Source organism: Allorhizobium sp. NPDC080224 (assembly GCF_050281005.1).
Lineage (GTDB): Bacteria > Pseudomonadota > Alphaproteobacteria > Rhizobiales > Rhizobiaceae > Allorhizobium.
Genome location: NZ_JBNNWJ010000001.1, coordinates 3,342,382 through 3,366,823, shown reverse-complemented (window position 1 = coordinate 3,366,823; position 24,442 = coordinate 3,342,382). Strand labels below are relative to the sequence as shown.

At 62.3% G+C, this 24,442-nt stretch carries 25 protein-coding genes; 11 read left to right on the top strand and 14 right to left on the bottom strand.

Annotation, left to right across the window (positions count from 1 at the left end; all coding sequences use genetic code 11):
• Positions 1–40: 40 nt before the first annotated feature.
• Positions 41–1,039, bottom strand: coding sequence for a P1 family peptidase (locus ACQKP1_RS16580; protein WP_427276101.1), 999 nt, complete (start codon positions 1,037–1,039; stop codon positions 41–43).
• 366 nt (positions 1,040–1,405) lie between these two features.
• On the opposite strand from ACQKP1_RS16580, the gene ACQKP1_RS16575 reads away from it, so the two are divergent.
• Positions 1,406–2,107 carry a phosphatase PAP2 family protein gene (locus ACQKP1_RS16575; protein WP_427276100.1) on the top strand — a complete coding sequence of 234 codons (702 nt, stop codon included), beginning with the start codon at positions 1,406–1,408 and terminating at the stop codon, positions 2,105–2,107.
• A 17-nt stretch (positions 2,108–2,124) separates the two neighbouring features.
• Here the strand turns inward: ACQKP1_RS16575 and ACQKP1_RS16570 are convergent, their stop codons facing one another.
• The 3 genes from ACQKP1_RS16570 to ACQKP1_RS16560 form a co-directional block, all read right to left on the bottom strand.
• A complete protein-coding gene (locus ACQKP1_RS16570; RefSeq protein WP_427276099.1) occupies positions 2,125–3,057 on the bottom strand; it encodes an ABC transporter permease in 933 nt (310 codons plus the stop codon).
• Entirely contained in the window at positions 3,050–4,060 is a 1,011-nt protein-coding gene (locus ACQKP1_RS16565; protein WP_427276098.1) for an ABC transporter permease, read from the bottom strand. The genes ACQKP1_RS16570 and ACQKP1_RS16565 overlap by 8 nt, the downstream gene beginning before the upstream one ends.
• 76 nt (positions 4,061–4,136) lie before the next feature.
• Positions 4,137–5,843: a peptide ABC transporter substrate-binding protein gene (locus ACQKP1_RS16560; protein ID WP_427276097.1), complete on the bottom strand. Its 1,707-nt coding sequence runs from the start codon at positions 5,841–5,843 to the stop codon at positions 4,137–4,139.
• A gap of 321 nt (positions 5,844–6,164) precedes the next feature.
• On the opposite strand from ACQKP1_RS16560, the gene ACQKP1_RS16555 reads away from it, so the two are divergent.
• On the top strand, positions 6,165–7,328 hold the full coding sequence (locus ACQKP1_RS16555) for a M20 aminoacylase family protein (protein WP_427276096.1): 1,164 nt from the start codon (positions 6,165–6,167) through the stop codon (positions 7,326–7,328).
• Between the two features lie 45 nt (positions 7,329–7,373).
• Entirely contained in the window at positions 7,374–9,209 is a 1,836-nt protein-coding gene (locus ACQKP1_RS16550; protein WP_427276095.1) for an ABC transporter ATP-binding protein, read from the top strand.
• Positions 9,210–9,254: 45 nt separating this feature from the next.
• On the opposite strand, the gene ACQKP1_RS16545 is transcribed toward ACQKP1_RS16550, so the two are convergent.
• The gene (locus tag ACQKP1_RS16545; RefSeq protein WP_427276094.1) at positions 9,255–9,743 is read right to left on the bottom strand and encodes a hypothetical protein; all 489 of its coding nucleotides are present in this window, start codon (positions 9,741–9,743) and stop codon (positions 9,255–9,257) included.
• A gap of 158 nt (positions 9,744–9,901) precedes the next feature.
• Between ACQKP1_RS16545 and ACQKP1_RS16540 the strand changes: the two genes are divergently transcribed.
• Both ACQKP1_RS16540 and ACQKP1_RS16535 read left to right on the top strand, forming a co-directional pair.
• Positions 9,902–10,690 (top strand): carbon-nitrogen hydrolase family protein, encoded by a 789-nt coding sequence (locus ACQKP1_RS16540; protein WP_427276093.1) that lies wholly within the window; start codon positions 9,902–9,904, stop codon positions 10,688–10,690.
• 64 nt (positions 10,691–10,754) lie between these two features.
• On the top strand, positions 10,755–11,489 hold the full coding sequence (locus tag ACQKP1_RS16535) for a sulfate transporter family protein (RefSeq protein WP_427276092.1): 735 nt from the start codon (positions 10,755–10,757) through the stop codon (positions 11,487–11,489).
• Here the strand turns inward: ACQKP1_RS16535 and nth are convergent.
• On the bottom strand, positions 11,470–12,252 hold the full coding sequence (gene nth, locus ACQKP1_RS16530; RefSeq protein WP_203017673.1) for an endonuclease III: 783 nt from the start codon (positions 12,250–12,252) through the stop codon (positions 11,470–11,472). The genes ACQKP1_RS16535 and nth overlap by 20 nt on opposite strands.
• A 25-nt stretch (positions 12,253–12,277) precedes the next feature.
• Here nth and ACQKP1_RS16525 point away from each other — a divergent pair, with 25 nt between their 5' ends.
• The 4 genes from ACQKP1_RS16525 (at position 12,278) to ACQKP1_RS16510 (ending at position 14,309) form a co-directional block, all read left to right on the top strand.
• A complete protein-coding gene (locus ACQKP1_RS16525) occupies positions 12,278–12,772 on the top strand; it encodes a DUF2244 domain-containing protein (protein ID WP_203017671.1) in 495 nt (164 codons plus the stop codon).
• An 80-nt stretch (positions 12,773–12,852) separates the two neighbouring features.
• The gene (locus ACQKP1_RS16520; RefSeq protein ID WP_427276091.1) at positions 12,853–13,737 is read left to right on the top strand and encodes a methylated-DNA--[protein]-cysteine S-methyltransferase; all 885 of its coding nucleotides are present in this window, start codon (positions 12,853–12,855) and stop codon (positions 13,735–13,737) included.
• Between the two features lie 43 nt (positions 13,738–13,780).
• Entirely contained in the window at positions 13,781–14,017 is a 237-nt protein-coding gene (locus ACQKP1_RS16515) for a CopG family ribbon-helix-helix protein (RefSeq protein WP_427276090.1), read from the top strand.
• Positions 14,018–14,021: 4 nt separating this feature from the next.
• Complete coding sequence (locus ACQKP1_RS16510) at positions 14,022–14,309, top strand: type II toxin-antitoxin system RelE/ParE family toxin (RefSeq protein ID WP_427276089.1); 288 nt, start codon at positions 14,022–14,024, stop codon at positions 14,307–14,309.
• On the opposite strand, the gene ACQKP1_RS16505 is transcribed toward ACQKP1_RS16510, so the two are convergent.
• Positions 14,306–15,283 (bottom strand): sugar-binding transcriptional regulator, encoded by a 978-nt coding sequence (locus tag ACQKP1_RS16505; protein ID WP_427276088.1) that lies wholly within the window; start codon positions 15,281–15,283, stop codon positions 14,306–14,308. The two genes, ACQKP1_RS16510 and ACQKP1_RS16505, sit on opposite strands and share 4 nt — an antisense overlap.
• A gap of 176 nt (positions 15,284–15,459) precedes the next feature.
• On the opposite strand from ACQKP1_RS16505, the gene tal reads away from it, so the two are divergent.
• Entirely contained in the window at positions 15,460–16,416 is a 957-nt protein-coding gene (gene tal, locus ACQKP1_RS16500; protein ID WP_112244052.1) for a transaldolase, read from the top strand.
• Between the two features lie 107 nt (positions 16,417–16,523).
• Positions 16,524–16,913 carry a GFA family protein gene (locus ACQKP1_RS16495; RefSeq protein ID WP_427276087.1) on the top strand — a complete coding sequence of 130 codons (390 nt, stop codon included), beginning with the start codon at positions 16,524–16,526 and terminating at the stop codon, positions 16,911–16,913.
• Positions 16,914–16,928: 15 nt separating this feature from the next.
• On the opposite strand, the gene ACQKP1_RS16490 is transcribed toward ACQKP1_RS16495, so the two are convergent.
• The 7 genes from ACQKP1_RS16490 to ACQKP1_RS16460 form a co-directional block, all read right to left on the bottom strand.
• Positions 16,929–17,402 (bottom strand): SH3 domain-containing protein, encoded by a 474-nt coding sequence (locus tag ACQKP1_RS16490; RefSeq protein ID WP_203017664.1) that lies wholly within the window; start codon positions 17,400–17,402, stop codon positions 16,929–16,931.
• Positions 17,403–17,545: 143 nt separating this feature from the next.
• On the bottom strand, positions 17,546–18,970 hold the full coding sequence (locus ACQKP1_RS16485) for a gamma-aminobutyraldehyde dehydrogenase (protein WP_427276086.1): 1,425 nt from the start codon (positions 18,968–18,970) through the stop codon (positions 17,546–17,548).
• Positions 18,971–19,039: 69 nt separating this feature from the next.
• On the bottom strand, positions 19,040–19,855 hold the full coding sequence (locus ACQKP1_RS16480) for an ABC transporter permease (protein ID WP_203017662.1): 816 nt from the start codon (positions 19,853–19,855) through the stop codon (positions 19,040–19,042).
• Complete coding sequence (locus ACQKP1_RS16475) at positions 19,845–20,795, bottom strand: ABC transporter permease (protein WP_427276085.1); 951 nt, start codon at positions 20,793–20,795, stop codon at positions 19,845–19,847. The genes ACQKP1_RS16480 and ACQKP1_RS16475 overlap by 11 nt, the downstream gene beginning before the upstream one ends.
• Positions 20,792–21,781, bottom strand: a complete 990-nt coding sequence (locus ACQKP1_RS16470) for an ABC transporter ATP-binding protein (RefSeq protein WP_427276084.1) — start codon at positions 21,779–21,781, stop codon at positions 20,792–20,794. Before ACQKP1_RS16470 ends, ACQKP1_RS16475 begins: the two co-directional genes overlap by 4 nt.
• A gap of 182 nt (positions 21,782–21,963) precedes the next feature.
• Entirely contained in the window at positions 21,964–23,121 is a 1,158-nt protein-coding gene (locus tag ACQKP1_RS16465; protein WP_427276083.1) for an ABC transporter substrate-binding protein, read from the bottom strand.
• Between the two features lie 286 nt (positions 23,122–23,407).
• Positions 23,408–24,316: a LysR family transcriptional regulator gene (locus ACQKP1_RS16460; protein ID WP_203019793.1), complete on the bottom strand. Its 909-nt coding sequence runs from the start codon at positions 24,314–24,316 to the stop codon at positions 23,408–23,410.
• Between the last annotated feature and the right edge of the window lie 126 nt (positions 24,317–24,442).

Genomic DNA, 24,442 nt, shown 5'->3' with positions numbered 1-24,442 from the left:
CATCGAAATCGCTTTCTCACCCACCAAGGGGGAGAAGAGATCACCCCCACCTGTCACGCCAGGCCGGCTGCGCATCCGGATATGGCAGTGCCACCGCCTCGAACACCCCGCGCGCAATCGCCCGGGCGGTCACCAGCGTTGCCAGATGGCAGAGTTCCATCAAGTCCGCCGCGCCATTGCTCTGGCGCTTGCCCGTCGAGGCCGAAAACATCGTGTCGCCGTCGAGCGGCAGATGCGCTGGCAGTACGGCACGGGCGAGGCCGTCATGGGCCGAGAGCGAGAGACGATGAAGTTCTGGCTTGGAAATGGTGCAATCGGTCACGACGGCGCCGATGGTCGTTGCCGTCAGCCGAAGCCCCTTGATGCGTATGGCCCTATCTTCAACGGTCACATGAGCGGGTTGGCCAAGTCCGCCAAATTCCTGGCCCTCCTCGAAAGGAGCCGCCCAGAAATGCGGGCCGTCGCCGATCACCACCGAACCCATGGCGTTGACGGCGACGAGGGCCGCAATGGTATGGCCCGACGAGGAAATGGCGCTGGCCGAGCCGAGGCCGCCCTTGAGGTTCGCCGTCGTCGCACCCGTTCCGGCGCCGACCGTGCCGAGCGGGAAGGCGCCTTTCGCGGCGTTCTCGAAAGCCTGATAGCCGAGATCTCGATAGGGAGCATGCAAGCCCCAGTCCTTGTTCCCACCATTGAGCAGATCCATCAGGATCGCCTGCGGCACGATTGGCACCCGCACGGAGCCAACGGTAAAGCCCCGTCCGGCAGCGCGCAGACCTGATTGCACGCCGCCCGCCGCATCCAGCCCGAAGGCCGAGCCCCCCGAGAGCACGAAGGCATCAACCTGTTGCACTGTCATGGAGGGATCGAGCAGCGTCACGTCGCGTCCACCGGGCGCGCCGCCGAGCACGGTGCCGGATGCGGTCGCCGGTTCGTCGAAGACAATCACGGTGACGCCGGAGCCGAGGGCAAAGTCTGTCGCATGGCCGACGGAAAGGCCTTCGATGTCGGTCAGAAGGTTGAGCGGGCCTTGGGGCATGGGGCATGTCTCCGGATGTGCGGGCGGAGAGTGGCGGGGGCGTGGTAGAAGATCAAGTTCTTTGAACGTCATAGGGCTTCACCCCCTTCACCGCTGCCTGCTCCACCCTTGCCCCTCATCCGCCTCCTGAGCCTGTCGGATGGCGGCACCTTCTCCCCGCAAGCCGGGAGAAGGTATTGTGAGGGGGGCAAAACTCCGGGCTCGGTGCAATCATCGCGCCCACCCTTTCCCGCGCGGGGAAACGATACCGCTGAACTAGTCGTATGGAACAACCGCGACCCGCCCACATTTGCTCCTCGCGTCCCGGTTGACGCACATAATTTGCAAGGCGATGTAGCCTCAACACCACCGATCAGGATCTTGCCCATGCAGCAGCTCAAGCGCCATCTCACCCGCATCGTCTCGGTCGCCGAAGCCCGTGTCTGGCTGACGGCACTCGTGGCGGCCCTCGTCGCCTATTTCCTGTTCGAGCTCACGGGAGAAGTGCTGGAGGGCGAGACACGGGCGTTGGACGAGAGCGTGCTGCTCATGCTGCGCGATACCTCCGACGTCGGCATGCCGGTCGGTCCCGCCTGGCTCACCAAGGTGATGGTCGACATCACGGCGCTTGGCGGCGTGACCGTGCTGACTCTGCTCGTGACCCTGGTCGTCACCTATTTGGCGCTGCGTCGCAAATTCCGCACCGCCGCATTCGTCACCATCTCGATCCTCGGCGGCTGGGCCTTGAGCAGCGCGATGAAGCTTGGGATCGCCCGGCCGAGGCCTGAAGTCGTGCAGCATCTGGTCGAGGTGTCGGACATGAGCTTTCCGAGCGGCCACGCCATGCTGTCGGCGATCACCTACCTGACACTCGGCGCCATGCTGTCCCGGCTCGAGGAGCAGCCGTCGCTGCGCTATTTCTTCCCGGCCGTCGCGGTTTTCCTGACCCTGATCATCGGTCTCAGCCGCATCTATCTCGGGGTGCATTACCCGACTGACGTGCTCGGTGGCTGGGCGGCGGGAACGGTCTGGGCCTGTGCCAGCTGGTTCGCGGCGCGCTGGATATTGGGGCGGCCAAGCGGGCGCTGACGCGCCCGCTCATGCCCTCAATGCTTCAACGCCTTCGGGTCGAGCGCATCGCGGATCGCGTCGCCAATGTAATTCACGCTCAACACCGTCAGCGAGATCGCGAGACCCGGCCATAGGACGCGTGACGGGTTGATCTGCAGAAAGTTGGCGCCGTCGAAGAGCAGTCGGCCCCAGGTCGGGAAGTCCGGCGGGAAGCCGAGTCCCAGGAATGAGAGCGCGGACTCGGTGATGATGGCGGTGGCGATTCCAAGCGTCGCCGAAACCATGATCGAGGACATCACATTGGGCAGGATGTGCTTGATGATGATGCGGTATTCCCGCATGCCGCTCGATTTCGCCGCCAGGATGAATTCCTGACTTTTGATCGCCAACACATCGCCGCGGACGATGCGGGCCGTGTGCATCCAGCTGGTGATGCCGATGACGAAGACGATCAGGATGAAGATGCCGGTTTCCGGGCCGAAGGCGGTGCGCAACGTGTCGCGGAACAACATGATGATCACGAGCAGCAGCGGCAGGAGCGGCAGCGCCAGGAAGAGGTCGGTCAAGCGCATCAGCGGGCCGTCGAGCTTGCGAGAATAGCCCGACAAGACCCCGACAAGCGTGCCTACGACCAGGGCCAGCAGCATGGCTGCCATGCCGACGGCAAGCGAGATCTGACCACCGGCGAGAACCTGGGCCAGCATGTCGCGGCCAAGGTTGTCGGTGCCGAAGGGATGCTCCCAGGACGGCCCCTGGTTCTTGGCGCGGATGTCGAGTTTCGCCGGATCGATCGTGTGGATGTATGGGCCGATGAAGACGGCGGCCACGATGAAGACGAAGACAACAAGGCCGGCAACGCCGCCCTTGTGGGCGCGGAACTGACGCCAGAGCATGGGCCAGAAGCTGCCGCTTTGAGGTCTGGTTTGTGGAACCGGCGCACCGGTCGTCGCGATTGCGGCATCACTCATAGCGGATCCTCGGATCGAGTATGCCGTAGAGAACGTCGGCAATCAGGTTGAAGAGCACGATCAGGATCGCGAAGATGAAGGTCAGCGTCTGCACGAGCGGGATGTCGGCGCCCTGGATCGCGGTGATCAGCAACTGCCCCAGACCATTCACGCGGAAGACCTGCTCGGTGATGATGGCGCCGGAGAAGATCGTGGGAACACCCAGCGCAATCACGGTGACGACCGGGATCAGGCTGTTGCGCAGCACATGCACGAGCAACACGACCTTTTCCTTCACACCCTTGGCACGCGCCGTGCGGACATAATCCATGTTGAGATTGTCGAGCATGGAGGCGCGCACGAAGCGGCTGATCTGGGAGACGTTGAACAGCGTCAGGACCAGGACGGGCAGGAACATCTGCTTCACCTGAAGCACGAAACTGTCCCAGCTGTTGACCACCAGCGTGGTGTCGTAGATCGACGGGAACCACTGCAGCCAGGAGGAGAAGACGACGATCAGCAGAACGCCGGTGAAGAAGGTCGGCACGGAGTAGCCGACCATCGAGACGAAGGTGCCGATCTGGTCGAACCAGGAATACTGGCGATAGGCGGAGATAACGCCGATCGGGATCGCGATCAGGACACCGAAGAGGTAGGAGAGACCGACGACCCAGAGGGTCTGCGGCAGGCGCTGGACGATCAGGTCGACCACGGGGCTGCGGGTCGCCCAGGAAAGCACGCGCATGCGCTCGCCGGAGCCGACGGTGATGCCGGTGATCTGTTCGAAGATGTTCAGCGGTTCATTGATGAAGAACTGCTGCAGCCATTTGAAATAGCGAATGATGAAGGGCTGATCGAGGCCCATGGCCAGCCGGATCTGCTCGCGCACTTCGGGCGGAATGGTGAGCGGCAGGTCGCCCAACGGGTCGCTCGGTGCGAGGTCGAGCAGGGCAAAAATTATGAAACTGATGGCCAGTAGCGTCGGGACTGCGAACAGCAGTCGCCGCACGGTGAAGGTAAACATCGGCTGGTCTCCAGACTGTCGGCAAAAAATGCGAACGCCGGGCCCGCCCGTGAAGGCAGGCCCGGCGTGTAGGGCATTACTTAGCGCGCGACCAGTCGGCGACGTTCCAGAGTTCCGAGTCCCAGGCGTTCATCTTCACGCCAAGCAGCGTGTTGTTGACAGCCGAGGGCTGACCGCGATGGATCAGCGGGATCTGGGCGACATCGTTGGAGAGCATGTCGTTCAGCTTTTTGGCGATTTCGGCACGCTTTTCGAGCTCGCCGGTCTGGCCGAGTTCCTTCACAAGCGCATCATATTCCGGGTTGCAGTAGCGGACGATGTTCTCACCCTGCCAGCCATTGGCCGGGCTCGGGATCTTGTCGCACATCCAGCCGGCCATGTACTTCTCGGGGTCGGTGCCGTCGAAGTTGTTGGTGTACATCTGGATGTCGGCCATGAACTTCTGGAAGGTGTCCGGAGAGGCCGGGTCACCGCCGAAGAAGACGGAAGCCGAGATGTTGCGCAGTTCGACGGACACGCCGATCTGGCTCCACATGTCCTTGACCAGCGCCTGGGTGCCCTGGCGGACGGAGTTGGTCGAGGTCTGGTAGAGGAAGGAGAGCTTGACGCCGTCCTTCTCGCGGATGCCATCCGAGCCCATCTTCCAGCCGGCATCGTCGAGCAGCTTGTTGGCGCCCTCGATGTCCTGCGTCAGGCACCAGTCGACGGCGGTCGAGACATAAATGTCCGGAGCGGGCAGGATGTTGCAGGTCGGCTGACCGTTCGGGCCGTAGCCAGCCTCATCGATGATCTCGCGGTCGATGGCGATCGAGAGCGCGCGGCGAACGGCCGGGTCTGACAGGGCCGGATGCGGTCCAGCCTCCTTGGTCGAGCGCTTGTCGCCGAGCGAGGGATCGACGCCGTAAGGATTGATGTCGATACGTTCGACTTGCGTGCCGAAGGCGACTTCGATCTTGCCCTTGCCGGCGGCCATCATCTGCTCGAGGATCTCGGGCTCGACCTGCATGTTCCAGGCGTAGTCGAATTCGCCGGTCTCGAGAACCGAGCGCGCTGCGGATGCTGCGTCACCGCCACCCTTCAGGGTGACCGAGGCGAATGCAGGCTTGGCGGCATCGCGGTAATTGCTGTTGGCTTCGAAGGTCACGACGTCGTTCGGCTTGAACTCCTTGACGACGAAGGGGCCGGTGCCGATTGGGCCGAAGTTGGCCGAGGTGCATTCCGGTGCCTTGGCGCCGAGGCAATCCTTGAACTGGGCCGCCTGGATGATCGGCGACTGGGCGCCGACAAAGGCGCTGTAAGGATAGGGCTTGGCTTCGGAGAAGGAGACCTTGATGGTGGAGGCATCAACGGCTTCCACATTGGTCACGCCTTCGAAATAGGCGCCCTGGGCGCAGCCGCCGTCCGGCGCCGTGCAATATTTCCAGGTGAAGATTGCGTCTTCGGCCGTAACGGCCGAGCCGTCAGACCATTTCAGATCGGGCTTCAGCTTCCAGGTGATGCTCTTGAGGTCTTCGGCCACGCCGCCATTTTCGACGGTCGGAATTTCGGTGGCGAGCATCGGCACCAGTGCGCCGGTCTCGTCGTAGCGGGCGAGCGGCTCGATGACCATCGAGGCGGCGTAAACTTCCTTGGTGCCCCCCGACAGATACGGGTTCATCGTCGAAACGGCCTGCCAGAAGATGATCTTCAGGTCGCCGTCCGTGCCGCGTTCGGCCATTGCCGGCGCTGCCGTCAGCGCGAAAGCGGCAGCCGACGCCGCCAGCATCAATTTGCGAGTGTTCATGTGCTCATTCCCCATTATTTTTGTTTGCAGGCATGATGGAAGACCGATCTGCCGGCCAGCGATGTGGCCAGCCCATTCGTTAAATGTCAACCACCTATCTTCTTGGTATTGCAGGAAAGTTTTTCAATTTTTAGCGCTCAGCAGAGTCGCGAAATGCGTTCCCGGACAGCCTGGTTTCTGTCGGGTTGGCTAAAATTTAGGCCATGTAATCACAAGCCTATTTTCCATGCAAGACGGAATTTTGCGGCTTGCCAAAGCTGCGCATCGCGGCACAGTATGCGCGAAATCCTGCGGGGAACAACGACAAAAAGAGGTTACTTCATGCCAGTGCTCAACCGCGCCAGCGAACTCCAGCCCGAAGTCGCTGAGTGGCGCCGCCATCTGCACCAGAATCCCGAACTCCTGTTCGACGAGCATGGTACAGCAGCCTTCGTGGCCGAGAAGCTCGAGGAATTCGGCTGCGATGTAATCGAAACGGGGATAGGTCGCACCGGCGTGGTCGCGATCATCAAGGGCAATCGCGGCGATGGGCCGGTCGTCGGCTTCCGTGCCGACATGGATGCCCTGCCGATCCACGAAATGTCGGGTAAGCCCTGGGCCTCCAAGACGCCCGGCAAGATGCATGCCTGCGGCCATGACGGTCACACGGCCATGCTCCTGGGTGCTGCCAAGTATCTCGCCGAAACCCGCAACTTCCGCGGCTCGATCGCCGTGATCTTCCAGCCGGCCGAAGAGGGAGGCGGTGGCGCGCGCGAGATGGTCGCCGATGGCATGATGGAGAAATTCGGCATCCGCCAGGTCTATGGAATGCACAACCATCCCGGCATGGCGGTGGGCACATTTGCCACGAAGAAGGGCCCGGTCATGGCCGCTGCCGATCAGTTCGACATCGTGGTGGAAGGCCGCAGCGGTCATGCCGCCCAGCCGCACAAGAGCGTCGACCCGGTGCTTGCCGCAGCACAGGTGGTCGTGGCGCTGCAGTCGATTGCCGCCCGCGAGACGGATCCGCTCGGTTCCGTGGTGGTCACCGTGACCAAGATCCATGGCGGCGATGCCTATAACGTCATTCCCGATGCCGTCACCTTGTCCGGTACCGTGCGTACGCTGATGCCGGAAATGCGCGACATGGCCGAGGCTCGCATCGGTGAAATCGCTACCGGAGTGGCCATGGCCATGGGTGCCAAGGCGACGTTGCGCTATCACCGCGGTTATCCGGTTACCGTCAACCATGAACCGGAGACCGAGTTCGCGCTCGACATCATGCGCAAGGTGGCCGGGGACCATGCGGTCAGCGACGCCTTTCCGCCGGCGATGGGTGCGGAGGATTTCTCCTATATGCTCGAAGCGCGGCCCGGCTCTTTCGTCTTTATCGGCAATGGCAACACGGCCAACCTCCACAACTCGGCCTATGACTTTAACGACGAGGTCATTCCCTACGGCATTAGCTACTGGGTGACGCTTGCCGAAACGGCACTCGCCGCCTGATTACACGACCACATCTCGACACAGATAAAAACAGGGGAACGGGATATGGCTGTAGTGGAACAGGCAACAGAAGCAAGCAGGGCGCCGGTGCTTTCGGTGCGGGGTCTGACGACCTCGTTCAGGGTCGGAACCGAGTGGAGGTCTGTGGTGCGAAACATGGATCTCGACGTCGCCTCGGGAGAGACCGTGGCGATCGTCGGCGAATCGGGGTCGGGCAAGAGCGTGACCTCGCTGTCGATCATGCGGCTTCTGCCGGAGTTGACGAGCCGCATCGCGGGGAGCGTCAAACTGGAGGGGCGTGAGCTTCTGACGCTTGATGCCGAGCAGATGCGCCAGGTGCGCGGCAACCAGATCTCGATGATCTTCCAGGAGCCGATGACCTCGCTCAACCCGATCTTTCCGATCGGCAAGCAGATCGCCGAGGCCATCACGTGCCATCGCGACATCTCCAATTCCGAGGCGAAGACCGAGGTGTTGCGGCTGCTCGACCGCGTCCGTATTCCGAATGCGAAGAACCGCTTCGATGAATATCCGCACCAGTTTTCCGGCGGCATGCGCCAGCGCGTGATGATCGCCATGGCGCTTGCGTCCCGGCCGAAGCTGCTGATCGCCGACGAGCCGACCACCGCGCTTGATGTCACCATTCAGGGTCAGATCCTCGACCTGATCAAGACGCTACAGGACGAGGAGGGCATGGCGGTCCTGTTCATCACCCATGACATGGGTGTGGTGGCCGAAGTGTCGGACCGCACGATTGTCATGTTCCGCGGCGAGGCCGTGGAAACGGGGACGACGGACGACATCTTTAATCGTGGCCACCATCCCTATACGCGCGCGCTGCTCTCTGCCGTTCCTAAGCTCGGATCCATGGGCGGGCGCGAACGGCCGATGCGTTTCCCGGTCATCGATATCAAGACCGGGGCCACGCTGGTGCCGGAGGCGGAAGCCGGAGTTCCGGAAAAGGCGAGCCAACCACTGCTGGAGGTGAAAAACCTCACCACCCGCTTCGACATCCGGTCCGGCCTGTTCGGGCGCAAGAGCGGCGCGGTGCATGCGGTCGAAAACGTCTCCTTCAGCCTCAAGCCGGGCGAGACCTTGTCCCTGGTCGGTGAATCGGGTTGCGGCAAGTCCACAACGGGCCGCTCGATCACCCGGCTGGTTGAGCCGACTTCGGGTCAGATCACGGTCGACGGTTACAATGTTGGCAGCCTCGATGAGGCTTCGCTCCGGCGTATGCGTCGCAGCATCCAGATGGTCTTCCAGGATCCCTTCGCCAGTCTCGATCCGCGCATGAGCGTAGGGCAGGCGGTGATGGAGCCTTTCGTTGAACACAAGCTCGGTTCGAAAGCCGAAGCACGCGACAAGGCGGCCGATCTTTTGGAGCGGGTGGGGCTCTCGGCCGACATGATGCCGCGTTATCCACATGAGTTCTCTGGCGGTCAGCGCCAGCGCATCGCGATTGCCCGTTCGCTGATGCTTGATCCGAAGATCATCGTCGCGGACGAAGCGGTTTCGGCGCTTGACGTCTCGATCAAGGCGCAGGTCTGCAATCTACTGCTCGATCTGCAGCAGAGCTTCAACCTCGCCTATCTCTTCATCAGCCATGATATGGCCGTCGTGGAGCGGGTCAGCCACCGGGTAGCCGTGATGTATCTCGGCGAGATCGTCGAAATCGGTCCGCGTCAGGCCGTCTTCGACAATCCGCAGCATCCCTATACCAAAAAGCTGATGGCGGCGGTGCCTGTGCCAGACCCGGCTCGACGCAAGCTCAAGCGCAATCTGTCGACCGACGAGATCAAGAGCCCGATCCGACCCGTGGGCTACCAACCACCTGCGCGCCAGTACCGGGAGGTGAGCGAGGGGCATCTCGTTCAGGTGTGAGAGACTGTTCTTGTCGGCCTTTTGCCAGCGCTTGAAAGCGGATCGTTATGGGGAAGGCGCGTTGCCGAAGCCGACAAGGGTCACGTGCGCCGTCCACTCATATTTCGTCGCATCGATGATCTGAGGACGCGGGTGGGCGAAACCGTGGATGAGCAGGGGGAAGCAGCGTGTGACGCTTTCGCCCGGCGCCAGAGCCTGATCATGGCGAAGTGTGCCGCGATAGGCGGTGCCGGCTCTCTCCGCCTGTTGTCCGATCAGGTCAAAGGCAATGCGGTTGACCATATCGCCGGAAGAATTGGTGAGAGTTGCGGCCAGCGGCAGAGCCGGATCGAGACACGTCTCGCCGTCGGCTCCGACTTCCACTGTGACGGCAGAGACAGCACTTCTCTGGCTGCGGGACTGATTGTCGCTGAAGATCCAGATCACGGTGCCGACGACAGCGATCACGCCAGTCAGCGCGATCGCCCAGGGGCGGCGCCTGAGATAAAGCTCGATCAGCAATAAAGCGACGGCGGCGGTGACGACAAAGGGCATCAAGACGGGTCGGCTTCGATTTCGTGTTTCATCCCTTCAAGATAAGGTCGAAGACCAGAAAGGCAACCAGAGTTCGTGTGCCTTGGAGTTGCCGCTTGCGTCCATTAGGCCTGCGGCTCTAACGTTTTACCTCAACCTCCGACGCAGACAGGTGCATCATGCTGATTTCGCTCTATCAAATGCAGCCGCTTTCCGGCGACGTTCCGGGCAATATCGGCAAGATTGCCCAAGCTGCGATGGCGGCGGCGGAGATGGGGGCGGAGCTTCTGGTCACCCCGGAACTCGGCACCAGTGGATATGCACTCGGTTCGCAGTTCAAAGAAGTGGCGGAAGGGCGCGACGGTTCTATCGTCGGGGCGCTCAAGGAAATTGCGGTCGATTGTGGTCTGGCGATCTGCGCGGGCTTCCCCGAGCGCGACGGCACTCATGTGTTCAATTCCTCTGTGCTGATCCGGCCGGACGGCAGCACGGAATTCTACCGCAAGAGCCATCTCTATGGCGAGGGCGAGCGCGCCGCCTTCGCGCCGGGCTCCGAGGCGCCTGTCGTCTTCGATCTCAATGGCATCAAGACCGGCATGCTGATCTGCTATGATGTCGAGTTCCCGGAAAATGTCCGTACGCTGGCGCTTGCCGGTGCCGAACTGATCCTGGTGCCGACGGCGCTTCCCGAAGGCACTATCAGCCGGCGGGTCGCCGATATGGTGGTGCCAACACGCGCCTTCGAGAATGGTGTCTTCGTCGTCTATGCCGATCTCTGCGGTGAAGAGAATGGGCTGACCTATGGCGGTCGGTCGGTGATCCTCTCTCCTGACGGGGACGAGCTGGCGCGCGCTGGCATGCGCGAAACCCTGCTTGTCGCCGAGATCGATCCCACCGCCTATGACGATGCCAGGGCGCAGAACCCCTATCTCATAGACCGTCGGCCAGGCCTTTACCGCCTGGGCTGAGATAGCGCATTGCAGCGGCAGCTTCGGCCTCCTACATCACGGCTGTTGATGAAGGAGGCCTCCGATGATCTTTGACGCTGCCATGATGTCGCTGCGCAACCTGTTTGCGCCGGAGACGCGCACGGTCTTCTGGAAGACACTCGGTCTGACGATCCTCGTTTTGATCGGTCTGTGGTTCGGGCTGCGTGAGACCTTCATCGCCTTCATCATGCCCCTCATCCAGGGCGTCGTCCCGGAACTGCCGGATTGGGCGGGCTGGCTGACCTTCATCTTCGGCATTCTGGCCAGCATCGGGCTGGCACTTGGTCTTGCGCTGTTACTGTCGCCGGTGACCGCGATCATCGCAGGCCTGTTTCTCGACGATGTCGCAGAAGTCGTCGAGAAGCGCGACTACCCCAGCGATCCGTCCGGCACGGCGATGCCGATGGGCCAGGCGATCGTCGCCTCGATCAAGTTCTTCGGCGTGGTCATCGTCGGCAATCTCTTCGCGCTGATGCTGCTCTTCATCCCGGGCATCAACATCATAGCCTTCTTCCTGGTGAACGGCTATCTGCTCGGTCGTGAATTCTTCGAGTTCGCTGCCATGCGCTTCCGGAGTGTCGAAGAGGCGAAGCTCTTGCGTTCGCGGCATTCCGGCACGGTGTTCATGGCGGGCCTCGTGATCGCGCTTTTCCTGGCCGTGCCGATCGTCAACCTACTCACGCCTTTGTTCGCCGCCGGTCTGATGGTGCATCTGCACAAGGCGCTCGCCGCGCGGGATGGCGCTCGCTCGGTGAGCGCTACTCCTCGGCCGCGTTGAAGACCTGCGGCGGCAGTTCGACCAGCGGCGCTGGCACGTCACAGGTCTTTTCCGGCGACTTGCAGATATCGGCGATCACGCATTTTTCACATTCGGGGCGCCGTGCCTTACAGCAGTAGCGCCCGTGCAGGATCAGCCAGTGATGGGCGTGGAAGAGGTATTCTTCGGGGATGATCCGCATCAGGATCTCCTCGATCTCGTCCGGAGTCTTGCCGGGCGCGAGCTTGATGCGGTTGCCGATCCTGAGAATATGCGTATCGACGGCCATGGTCGGGATGCCGAAGGCCATGGACATCACGACGTTCGCCGTCTTTCGCCCGACCCCGGGCAGCGTCACCAGTTCCTCGCGTGTGCGTGGCACTTCGCTTCCGAAGTCGTCCACCAGCTTTTGCGAAAGTGCGATGACGTTCTTTGCCTTGTTGCGGAAAAGCCCGATGGTCTTAATGTATTCGCGGACCTTTTCCTCGCCCAAAGCCAGCATCTTTTCCGGCGTGTCGGCCACCTTGAAGAGGGCGCGGGTCGCCTTATTTACGCCAGCGTCGGTCGCCTGAGCGGACAGTGCCACGGCAACGACCAGCGTGAACGGGTTGACGTGTTCCAGCTCGCCCTTTGGCTCCGGCCTCTGGATCGAGAAGCGGCGAAAGATCTCCTCCAGTTCGGCCCGCGAATAGGCTGTGCGACGGCGTGTCGCCGGCTTGCGACGGGTCGCAGGATTTGACTTTTTCAAAGTTTGGGTGCTGGATTTCGGCTTCGCTTCAGTCATGGAAAACCTATAGTCGGGCGCGGTGATGGAAGGCAATCTCGAGCAGGCGGCAGATCAGCCGATTTTCGCAGCGGAACTGACACCCTACCGGTCGCTTGGCCGCAAGGGGTATCGCATCCTCTTCGCCGTCACCGGAACCGTGTGCCTCCTCCACGCGGTCTTCTTCATGGCGACCGGGGCATGGCCAATCGGATTGTTCTTCGGGCTCGACTTCCTGCTGCTCTATGGTGCCTTCTGGCTGAACTACCGTGCGGCCCGAGCCCGTGAAGAGGTGACGGTGTCTCGCACCAACCTGTCGATCCGCAAATTCACGCCGGCGGGCCGGATGACCGAACACACCTTCAAGACGCTCTGGGCGCGGTTTTTCGTGCACCGCCATGATGAGTTTGGCATCACATCAATGGTGGTGAGCGGCGAGGGCCGAGGTACTGATGTCGGCTCCTTCCTCAACCCGGATGATCGCGAAAGCTTTGCCAAGGCCCTCACTGGGGCACTTGCGACGGCCAAGCAGCGGATCTGAGTGCCTGACATCGGCGCAAGAAACGGGTGGCGCTCAAGGCTTGCCCGTGATGAAGTCCTGCTCAGATTGAGGATTTCGCCATGACGCTTGCGCAACAGATCGACCTTTCCGGCTCTACCGACATCACGCCTGATGGCTCTGACTATGAGACCGTGCGGCGGGTGATCGAGATGCTGACGCTCGACTATCAGAGCCAGCCATCGCTGGAGGTCATCGCCGAGCGGCTCGGCCAGTCCCCGACACAATTGCAGAAGACGTTTACGCGCTGGGCGGGGCTTAGCCCCAAAGCCTTCCTGCAGGCCGTGACGCTCGACCATGCCAAGCGGCTGCTGGGGCGCGAGGAACTGCCGCTTCTCGAGACCTCTCTTGAACTCGGCCTCTCCGGCCCCGGTCGTCTCCATGATCTGTTCGTCACGCATGAGGCCATGAGCCCTGGCGAATGGAAGGCGCGTGGGGCAGGTCTCACCATCCGCTATGGCTACCACCCGTCGCCCTTCGGACTGGCGCTTGTCATGATCACCGAGCGCGGGCTGGCTGGGCTCGCCTTTGCTGATGAGGGCGGCGAGGTCGTCTGTTTCGACGACATGGCACAGCGCTGGCCAAATGCGCACTATGTCGAGGATATCGAGGCTACGGCGCCTTATGCCGCCCGTGTCTTCCATCCCGAGCGCTGGTCGGCGGAGGAACCCTTGCGCGTCGTGCTGATCGGCTCCGACTTCCAGATCCGTGTGTGGGAAAGCCTTCTGCAGATCCCGCTCGGCAAGGCCGTCACCTATTCCGACATCGCCCAGAAAATCGGCCAGCCGACGGCCAGCCGCGCCGTGGGTGCGGCCGTCGCACGCAATCCGATCTCGTTCGTCGTGCCGTGTCACCGGGCGCTCGGCAAGAGCGGAGCCCTGACCGGTTATCACTGGGGGCTGACCCGCAAGCGGGCCATGCTCGGCTGGGAGGCGGGGAAGGGGTGACTGTGACGCTTTTCGAAATTGCGCTTCTGTGAGAGGATGGATCATGCGCAATACGGTTCAACTCCCTGACGACATCAGCCGCCGGATCGACAGCCTCGTCGAGCGGAGCAATCTGTCTCGCGATCAGATCGTCGAGGATGCGCTCTCCCAGGGCCGCTCGCTCGCCTGGCAGGAGCAGTGGGTTTCCGGCGTGCTCGAAGGCCTGTCGGAGGCCGATCGCGGCGAATTTGCCAGCGAGACCGAGATTGAAGCCGTGTTGAACAAGTACGGCTCTTCCTGAAACCATGCGTATCGTCTGGACGCGGCGTTATGTTCGAGAACTCGCCGCCATTGGCGATTACCTCTTTGAGCGCAACCCTGCTGCGGCGGCCCGTATCGTCCGATCCATTCACTCAAGGACACAGCGCCTGTTGACGCAGAATGCTTTCCTCGGACGACGCGGCGAGATCGAGGGCACACGCGAACTGGTGCTGGCTGATCTTGGATACATCGTCGCCTACCGAGTGCGGGAAGATCATGTCCAAGTTCTCTTCGTTCAGCATGGCGCCCGAGCTTGGCCGGAGCAGCTCTAGCCCGCCAGCGCCAACAACTCCCGCGCCGCCGCCTCGTCGGTAATCAGCGTATTGCACCCGATCCGCCGGATCGTTGCCCTGATGGCCTTGGCGCGATGCGCACCGCCTGAAGACAACACAATGTGTTTCGCCTTCTTCAGCGTGTCCAAATCGACAGACATCACCCGCTCGTTGATCGGGTGGGCGACGGAGTCTCCGTGGGCATCGAGGAAGTTGAACATGGTGTCGCAGACGCAGCCCGCGTCGACCAGCTCCATCAGGGTCTGCTGGCTGATGAAGCCTTCGGAGAGCGAGGTGGAATGCGGGCCGATGTCGCCGCAGGAGACGATAGCGAGGTCGAGGTTCTCGGCAAGGTCGTAGATCGCCTTCAACCCACAGTCCTCGATCAGCGCGCGCTTGGTCGCAACGGAATCGACGAGCAGCGGCGCGAGAAACATGTAGCATTCGGCGCCGAGCTGGCTTGCCAGCCGCCAGGTGTAGTCGATCGGATTGGTCTGTCGCACGGCGACGATGCCGCCGAGCAGTGAGATTACCTTGCAGTTCTCACGGCCGGGTGAGCGGAAACCACCGAGCGACGCCGTCATGGTGCGGCCCCAGCCGACGCCGATCGTCATGTCGTTGGTGATGGCTTCGGTCAGAAACTGCCCGAGGGCAAGGCCGACCGCCTTGGCGATCAAGGCTGCATCCTGGCTGTCGGGCGAGGGGACGACGACCGCTTCGTCGAGCCCATAGGCCTTCTCCAGCCGCACGGCGAGATCAACGCAGTCGGCCACCCCGTCGCTGATCCAGATCTGCACTTCAGCCCGCTTTCGGGCTTCCTCCAGCATGCGGATGACGGTCGAGCGGCTGATGCCGAGACGGTCGGCCACGTCCTTCTGCGTCAGGCCCTCGTTGTAATAAAGCCAGGCGGCACGGATGCGCAGCGCGGCTGCGTCCGAAAGGGTGGTGTGGGTCTCGCGTCGGAGCTTGGCCAAGATCTCTCTCGAATGGGGAACTTCCAGCGGGCACTATCCGTTCTTGTGGTACTTATGTCAAATTCAAAGGACATATGTCTTGACTTTGCCGTCTGCCGATGGCGATAGTCCAGACAACGAGACCGGCGTTTCGATGCCGGTCGCCAACGCTTTTCGCGCAGCCGAAGGATGACCCGATGACCTCGAAACTCGAACAGCTTCGTTCCATGACGACCGTCGTCGCCGATACCGGTGACATCGAGGCCGTCCGCCGCTTGAAGCCGGTCGATTGCACCACCAATCCGTCGATCGTTCTGAAGGCGCTCGGCACCGACGCGTTCAAGGATGCGTTTCAGGAAGCCATCACCTGGGGCAAGGCCAAGGGTGGCCAGGATGATGCCGTTATCGGCGCGATTGCCGACCGCATGGCAATCTCCGTCGGTGCTGCCTTGGCCGAACTGGTTCCGGGCCGCGTGTCGACCGAAGTCGACGCCGACCTCTCCTTCGACACCAAGGCATCGATCGACAAGGCCCACCAGATCATCGCCGGCTATAAGGAACGCGGCATCGAGAAGGATCGCATCCTGATCAAGCTCGCCTCGACCTGGGAAGGCATTCGCGCTGCCGAAGTGTTGCAGAAGGAAGGCATCGACTGCAATCTGACGCTGCTCTTCTCCAAGGCCCAGGCAATTGCCTGCGCCGAAGCCAAGGTCTTCCTGATTTCGCCCTTCGTCGGTCGTATCCTTGACTGGTACAAGAAGTCGACCGGCGAGGACTACACTTCCGAAACAGATCCGGGCGTCGTCTCTGTCCGATCGATCTACAATTACTACAAGGCAAACGGCATCGGCACCATCGTCATGGGCGCCTCGTTCCGCAATGCCGGCGAAATCGAAGCCTTGGCCGGTTGCGACCGCCTGACCATCAGCCCGCAGCTGCTCGACGAACTGAATGCGGACCAGGGCACGCTTGCCAGGGCGCTGTCGCCCGACACGGTCAAGGCTGAGCCGCATGTCTCGCTCGATGAAAAGGCCTTCCGCTGGGCGATGAACCAGGACGCGATGGCGACCGAGAAGTTGGCCGAAGGCATTCGCGGGTTTGCCAAGGATATGGATACGCTGCGCGGCCAGATCGCCAAGGCGCTTGCCGCCTGACCCGGGAAACCGATCCGGCAGTCCAGAGTTCGGAAATGGCCGTAGCGAAAGCTGCGGCCATTTTTCGTTTGTGCCAGAGTGGTGGCAATCTTGAAGGGAGGACGGATATGGCGATCCTGACGGGCGGCTGCGCCTGCGGCAAGGTGCGGTTCGAGGCTAAAGGCGATCCCGACCGGGTCGGCATCTGTCATTGCCTCGATTGCCGGAAATATCACGGCGCGCTTTTTTATGCGGCGGCGATCTATGCGGACAATCAAGTGGAGGTCACCGGCGAGCCGCAGATGTATGACGCTCGCTGCTTCTGCCCGACCTGCGGATCGCGCGTCTTCAATCGAAGCGGCGACGAGGTCGAACTCAATATCGGCTCCTTCGACGACACAAACCTCTTCCAGCCGAGCTACGAGCTCTGGACAATCCGACGGGAGCGCTGGCTGCCGGGGTTTCCGGTGGAGCATCGGTACGAGCGGGACCGTCCCGGCGAGGGGCGGGGCGAGTGAGGCGTGTCTTCTCGTTCAGGGCCGCCTGGGTCTCGCGAAGGGATCGATGAGGATTTCAGGCTCGAAGGAGGGATTGCGCACGTCGTCAGGCGGCGCGAAACCGGGTTCCTCGAGCAGGAAGCGGCCGTCGACCCAGCCGGATATGCGGACGCGGTCGACGGTGGCGACACGGCACCAATAGCCGCCGCGGCTGTCGCGGCAGGAAAGACGTTCGATCGGCGTGCCCTCGTCGAGGGCATGGATAATCCGGAAATTGGGACCGGCGCCGGAGTATACGGGAAGGCGCTGGCCGGGTGGCAGGCCGCGGACATGCCAGAGATAGGTGTCTGTCATCAAGCCGCCGCCGCCGCCGAGATCGGGCGCGGGAATGACTTGGGGCTGCTGCGCAGCCGACGGGGTGGCAAAGAGTGGCGCGACACACAGAAGGACCGCGACCGCGATGAGGGTCTTGCGGCTCCGGTGTCTGATCTCTTTCCGATGGCGGCGCATGTGGCTCTCCTGATTCCGCTCCATGATACGAAGGAGAGCGCCGGGCTGCCACCGGTTTGGTCTGTCAGGGTAAACAGGCGGTCAGGTATTTGCCAGGCGAGGCCCGCGGCCCGCCTGGCATTCTCCTTGCGAGAGCCCTCAGCTCAATGCGCGATCATCACATGGCGGACGGTCGTGTAGTCCTCCAGCGCATACATCGACATGTCCTTGCCATAGCCCGACTGCTTCATGCCGCCATGGGGCATTTCATTGCAGAGCATGAAGTGGGTGTTGATCCAGGTGCAGCCGTAGCGCAGCTTGGCGGCGGTCTGCATGGCGCGGGAGATATCCTTGGTCCAGACGGAAGAAGCAAGGCCGTAGTCGCTGTCATTGGCCCAGGCGACGGCCTGTTCGGCTTCGGTGAAGCGGGTGACGGAGACGACGGGGCCAAAGACTTCGCGGCGGACGATCTCGTCGTCTTGCGTCGCGCCGGCGATGACGGTGGGCGTGTAGAAGAAGCCCTTGTCGGAGCCGAGCTTGCCGCCGGTCACGACTTCCATGTGCTTGTGTTCGGCAGCTCGCGTCACGAAGCTTTCGACGCGGTCGCGCTGGCGCTTGGAGATCAGCGGGCCGATCTCGTTTTCGGCGTCGTCGGCCTGGTTGAACTTGATGGTCGAGACGGCGCTGGCGAGGTCGGCGACGAAGCGGTCATAGATCTTGTCGCTCGCGTAGATGCGGCAGGCGGCGGTGCAGTCCTGGCCGGCATTGTAATAGCCGAAGGTGCGGATTGCCGAGACGACGGCGTCGATATCGGCATCGTCATGCACGATGACCGGGGCCTTGCCGCCGAGTTCGAGATGGGTGCGCTTCACGGTCTTGGCTGCCGCCGTCAGGACCTTCTTACCCGTTGCGATATCGCCTGTGATCGAGACCATCGCGATCTTCGGGTGGTTGATCAGCGCATTGCCGACGCTTTCGCCGCGTCCGAGCACGACATTGACCACGCCCTCGGGCAGGATGTCCGCCATGACCTTGGCGAGCTTCAGCGCCGTCAGCGGCGTCTGTTCCGAGGGCTTGAAGACCACGGTGTTGCCGCCGGCGAGTGCCGGCGCGAGCTTCCAGGCCATCATCATCAGCGGGTAGTTCCAGGGCGCGATCGAGCCGATGACGCCGACGGCATCGCGGCGGATCATCGAGGTGAAGCCCGGCAGATATTCGCCCGAGACCGGCGCCTGAAGCGTCCGGATCGCGCCGGCGAAGAAGCGGTAGCAGTCGACGATCGCCGGGATTTCATCGTTGAGCACGGCGTTGATCGGCTTGCCGCAGTTGAGGCTTTCAAGGGCGGCAAACGCGGCGGCGTCCTTCTCGATCGCGTCGGCGATCGCCAGCAGATAGCCGGCGCGCTGGCCGGGGGTCGTCTGCGACCAGGAGACGAAGGCGCCTTCGGCAGCGTCCACGGCTTCCTCGACCTGGGCGAGCGAGGCCTCGGGGAGATCGACGATGACATCGCCGGTTTTGGGGTTCAGAATCTTTTCGTCCGTCTCTGTGCCGGCTTCGAACTTGGCGCCGATCAGCATCTGGGTGTCCATGTCGTTCTCCCTTTTATCAGACTTCAATTGCGGCATTGCCCTTGAACAAGAGGCGTCGCCGGTGGTTCATCATTTGCCGCTGCCGGCGATCTGGTCGGTGTCGCGGGTCAGATAGTAGGCTGCCAGGATCGGCAGGAACGTGACGATCACGACGATCATCGCGACCACATTGGTGACCGGACGTTGGCGCGGGCGGATCAGTTCTTCCAGCATCCAGATCGGCAGGGTCGACTGCTGGCCGGCGGTAAATGTGGTGACGATGACCTCGTCGAAGGACAGCGCGAAGGCAAGCATGCCGCCGGCCAGCAGGGCGGTTGCGATGTTCGGCAGGATCACATGGCGGAAGGTCTGGAAGCCATCGGCGCCGAGATCCATCGAGGCCTCGATCAGCGAGCCGGAGGTGCGGCGGAAGCGGGCGACGGCGTTATTGTAAACGACGACGACGCAGAAGGTCGCGTGGCCGAGGATGATCGTCCAGAAGGAGAAGGGAATCTCCGCCAGCGAAAAGGCCGAGCGCAGCGCAATGCCGGTGATGATGCCGGGCAGCGCGATCGGCAGGATGACCAGCAGCGAAATGACTTCCCGGCCGAAGAATTTCGTGCGGGCGACGGCGGCGGCTGCGAGCGTGCCGAGAACGAGCGCAATCACGGTGGCGATGCTCGCCACCTTCACCGAGAGCGTCAGGGCTTGCCAGATGTCTGGGCGGTTCCAGGCGACGGCGAACCATTTTGTGGTGAAGCCCGGTGGCGGCCACTGAAAACTTTTTTCCTCCGTGGTGAAAGCATAGACGAAGATCAGCAGGATCGGCAGATGCAGGAAGGCAAGGCCTGCAGCGGCGGCCATCTTCAAGGACAGACCGGCGGACTGGGAGCGATCAGAGCGCATCGAAAGCCCCCATGCGTTTGGCGATGGTGAGGTAGATGCCCATGATGACGATCGGGACGACCGAGAAGGCGGCCGCGAGCGGAATGTTGCCCGCCGTGCCCTGCTGGGCATAGACGGCCTGGCCGATGAAGAGGCGCGAGGTGCCGACGATCTGTGGAATGATGTAATCGCCCATGGTCAGCGAAAAGGTGAAGATCGAGCCGGCGACAATGCCGGGCAGCGCCAAGGGAAAGAGCACATGGCGAAAGGTCTGGCGGCTATCCGCGCCGAGATCGCCCGAAGCTTCGATCAGGTTGCCGGGTACGCGTTCCAGGGCCGCCTGGGTGGGCAGGATCATGAAGGGCAGCCAGACATAGACGAAGACGATGAAGGTGCCGAGATAGCTGATCGACAGGGAGTTGCCGCCGATGACGGGTATGGCGAGCAAGCCTTCGAGAAGCCAGGTCAGATGCAGCTTGGCGAAGATCCAGGTGAGGATGCCTTCCTTGGCGAGGATCAGCTTCCAGGCATAGACCTTGACGAGATAACTCGACCAGAGCGGCAGCATGATGCCGAGATAGAAGACGGCTTTCCAGCGCCCCCGGGCATAGCGCGCGGCGTAGTAGGCGATCGGGAAAGCGATGACGGCAGAGGCGAGGGTGACGGCGGCCGACATCAGCAGCGTGCGCAGGATGATGTCGAAATTGGCTGGTCGGAAGAGTTCTCCATAGGTCGCGAGCGTGAATTCGTAATTGATCAGGCCGGAGAACTCGTCGATCGAGAAGAAACTCTGCAGGAGGAGTGCGATCAGCGAGCCGACATAGATGATGCCGAGCCAGAGCAGGGGCGGCACCAGCATCAGTACCAGCAGCAGGTTGGGCCGCCGCCAGAACAGATCCGAGAGCCGCCCCATCAGGCCCTGACGGCCAGGGGTAATGGCGGGCGCGGAGATCGTCGTCATGCGCCGGCCTCCATGTAATGCGGGTCTGATGGAGACCAGGATATGCGGATGCTTTCGCAGGCTTGCGGTGCGGCCTGGCCAGCGGGCAGCGAGACGGTGAGAGCGGTCACTGCCGTCTCGACGAAGATCTTCGTCGAGGCGCCGAGGAAGCTGGTCGAGCGCACGGTCGCCTCGATGCCGCCTTCCGAGACGATGCGGATGGCTTCGGGGCGCAGGCTCGTCCAGCGGGCTTCGCCGCCGAGCGCCTTCATCGCTTCCGGTGCAATCACATTCGACGAGCCGACGAAATCGGCAACGAAGCGGGTACGGGGGCGGTTGTAGATCTCGTGCGGCGTGCCGGCCTGAACGATCTTGCCGTCATTGAAGACAGCGACGCGGTCGGCCATCGAGAGCGCTTCGCCCTGGTCGTGGGTGACGAAGACGAAGGTGATGCCGAGCGAACGCTGCAGGCTTTTCAGCTCTTCCTGCATCTGTTCGCGCAGCTTCAGATCCAGTGCGCCGAGCGGCTCGTCGAGCAGCAGGACCTTGGGCTTGTTGACCAGCGCCCGGGCGAGGGCCACGCGCTGGCGCTGGCCGCCGGAGAGTTGGCCGGGCTTGCGGGCGCCGTAGTCGGGGAGCTTCACCATTTCGAGCGCCTGTTCGGCCTCGCGGTGGCGCTCCGCTTTCCCGACGCCTTTGACCATCAGGCCATAGGCGACATTGTCGAGAATGTTCAAGTGCGGGAAGAGGGCGTAGTCCTGGAACACCGTGTTGACGTTGCGGCGATAGGGCGGCACGCCTTCTGCGGTTTCACCGAAGATCTCGATATGGCCTGAAGTCGGCTGTTCGAAGCCGGCAATCAGGCGCAGGCAGGTCGTCTTGCCGGAACCTGATGGACCGAGCATGGCGAAGAATTCGCCTGGCTCGACCGTCAGGTCGACGGCATCGACGGCTTTGACGCTGCCGAAATGGCGCGAGACCTTCGAGAAGGAGACGGCTGCGGTCATGGTGGCTCCAGAATTTCAGTAGGGTGCCGGCAGAAGGCCAGCGGGGGTCTACACCCTCCCCTTGAGGGGGAGGGTCGGACCGAAGGTCCGGGGTGGGGTGACCATCAGAGTTCAGTTGAACCGTAGATCACCCCCACCCGCGCGTTCCGCGCGACCTCCCCCCTCAAGGGGGAGGTGGGATGTTAACGTCCGCCGATCACGCCGATGTAGTCGGAAACCCAGCGGTGGTAGGGGACGCATTCGCCCTGGCTTTCGCACTTGGAGACCGGGGTCTTCCAGAACTTGATCTGTTCGAAGTTCTCGTAGCCGTTGTTCTTGCAGCCTTCGTCGGTCAGGAGCGCATTGCCCTTGCAGGCGGCGGGGACGGAGGGAACCGTGCCGAACCAGGCGGAAACATCACCCTGAACCTTGGGCGACAGCGAATGCTCCATCCACATATAGGCGCAGTTCGGGTGTTCGCTCTCGGCATGCAGCATGGTCGTGTCGGCCCAGCCGGTGACGCCCTCCTTCGGGAAGACCGAGGCGATCGGCTGGTCGGCCTTCAGCAGGTTGACCTGGAAGGGCCAGGATCCTGAGGCGACCACGCCTTCGTTCTTGAAATCGTCGATCTGGATGAAGGCGTCGTGCCAGTAGCGGCTGACTAGCGTGCGCTGGACACGCAGGAGATCAAGGGCTGCCTTGTACTGGTCTTCGTTCAGTTCGAAGGGGTCCTTGATGCCGAGTTCCGGCTTGTGGAACATCAGGTAGTTGGCCGCGTCAGCCACATGGATCGGGCCGTCATAGGCCTGGACGCGGCCCTTGTTGGACTTGCCGTCGGCAAGCGTCATCTCTTCGAAGACGACGTTCCAGCTGTCGGGCGCTTTGTCGCCGAAGGCCTGGGTGTTATACATCAGGACATTCGGCCCCCAGACATAAGGCGTGCCGTAATGGACACCGTCCTTGGTGTGCCAGGGGGCGTTCTGCAGGCGCTCGTCGATGGTGCTCCAGGAGGGGATGAGGGCCGTGTTAATCGGCTGGACGCGCTTGCCGGCAACGAGGCGCAGCGACGCATCGCCAGAGGCGGTGACGAGGTCGAAGCCGCCTTCGTTCATCAGGGCGACCATTTCATCCGAGGTGGCGGCGGTCTTGACCGAGACCATGCAGCCGGTCTTTTTCTCGAATTCGGTGACCCAGTCGAAATTCTTGTCGGTTTCGCCGCGCTCGATATAGCCGGCCCAGGCGACGATGGAGAGGGCGCCTTCGCCGGCTCCGAGTGCCTGCAAAGGCTCCTGGGCGACAGCGGCGGTGGTCATACTCAGTACAGAGGCGAGGACAGTGCAAGACTTCAGAAGAGATTTCATCGCGAGGTCTCCCGGTTGTGAGGGCCGCGTTTTGCGGCTTTATGTTCCCGGAAAGAAAGTTGCCGCGAATAAACCGCATTCGCAAATTCATTCGTCAGAATGCCGATATCGGTTTTTCCGATAGTAAGGGTGGTTTCGGCGGATGTTGCTGGTTGCCCCTCATCCGGCTGCCGCCACCTTCTCCCCGTGAACGGGGAGAAGGCCGATGTGGCCGCCGTCTCCGCCTTCTCCCCGCTTGCGGGGAGAAGGTCCCGGCAGGGGGATGAGGGGCAGTTGCTGCGGGTGATTACCTTACCCGTCCACTGCGGCTCGCCTCGGCAATGCCGACGAAGTCCCGCGCCGATTGCGGCAAGCTGGAGCCCTTGCGCCAGACCATGCCGACCTGCACCACCGGCAGCGCGCCGGAGACGTCGCGGCTTTCGATGCGGTCGCCTTCGAGCGACCAGGGGCGGTAGACGAGATCGGGCAGAAGCGCCACGCCGGCGCCGGTCGCGACGAGACTACGGACGGCCTCCACCGAACGGGTGCGGAAGGCGACATGGGGGCGGGCGCCGAGAGCCGATAGGAGCTTGCCGGTATTCTCTTCGATTTCGTCCACCGTCAGCATGATCAGCGGTTCGCGGGCAATGTCCTGGACCGAGATGATATCCGCCGAAACCAGCGGGTGGCCGATGGGGAGCCAGAGGCGGTAGGGCGAGGTTTCGAGGATCTCGGCCTGCAACGCCATGCGGTCGCGCAGGTTGGAGATAACCATAACGGCGACATCCAGTTCGCCGCCGATCAGCAGGTGTTCGAGATAGGAGCCGTTGTCCTCGATGGCGGAGACTTCGACGCCGGGGCAGGCGCGGCGATAGCGGGCGAGCAGATCAGAGAGGACGTAGCCTGCGACGAGGGAGGTCACACCGATGTTCAGCGTGCCGCCGGTGCTGTTCTGGGTCTCGGTGAAAACGTTGCGGGCGTCCGAGACATCGGCCAAAATCTTCGTTGCGTGGCGGAGAAACTGGTGGCCGTTATAGGTGATCGTCAGGCCGCGTGGGTGGCGCTCGAAGAGTTCGACGCCGAGATCGCCCTCGAGTTCCTTGATTGCCTCGGTGACGGATGACTGGGAGATCAACAGGTTTTGGGCGGCGCGCGTCACCGACCCCTGTTCGGCAACGGCGACGAAATACTGCAACTGACGGAGGGTGAAGGCCATGGCCTTATGAAGCACGGCGCCCGGTCCGAGGCAAGCTGATCGACCTTTATCAGGCGATAGGTTGTCAGGTTACATGGCAGCTTTGCAAAACTGCACTAGGCAAGACGTGGTCAAGGTGTAGGATCA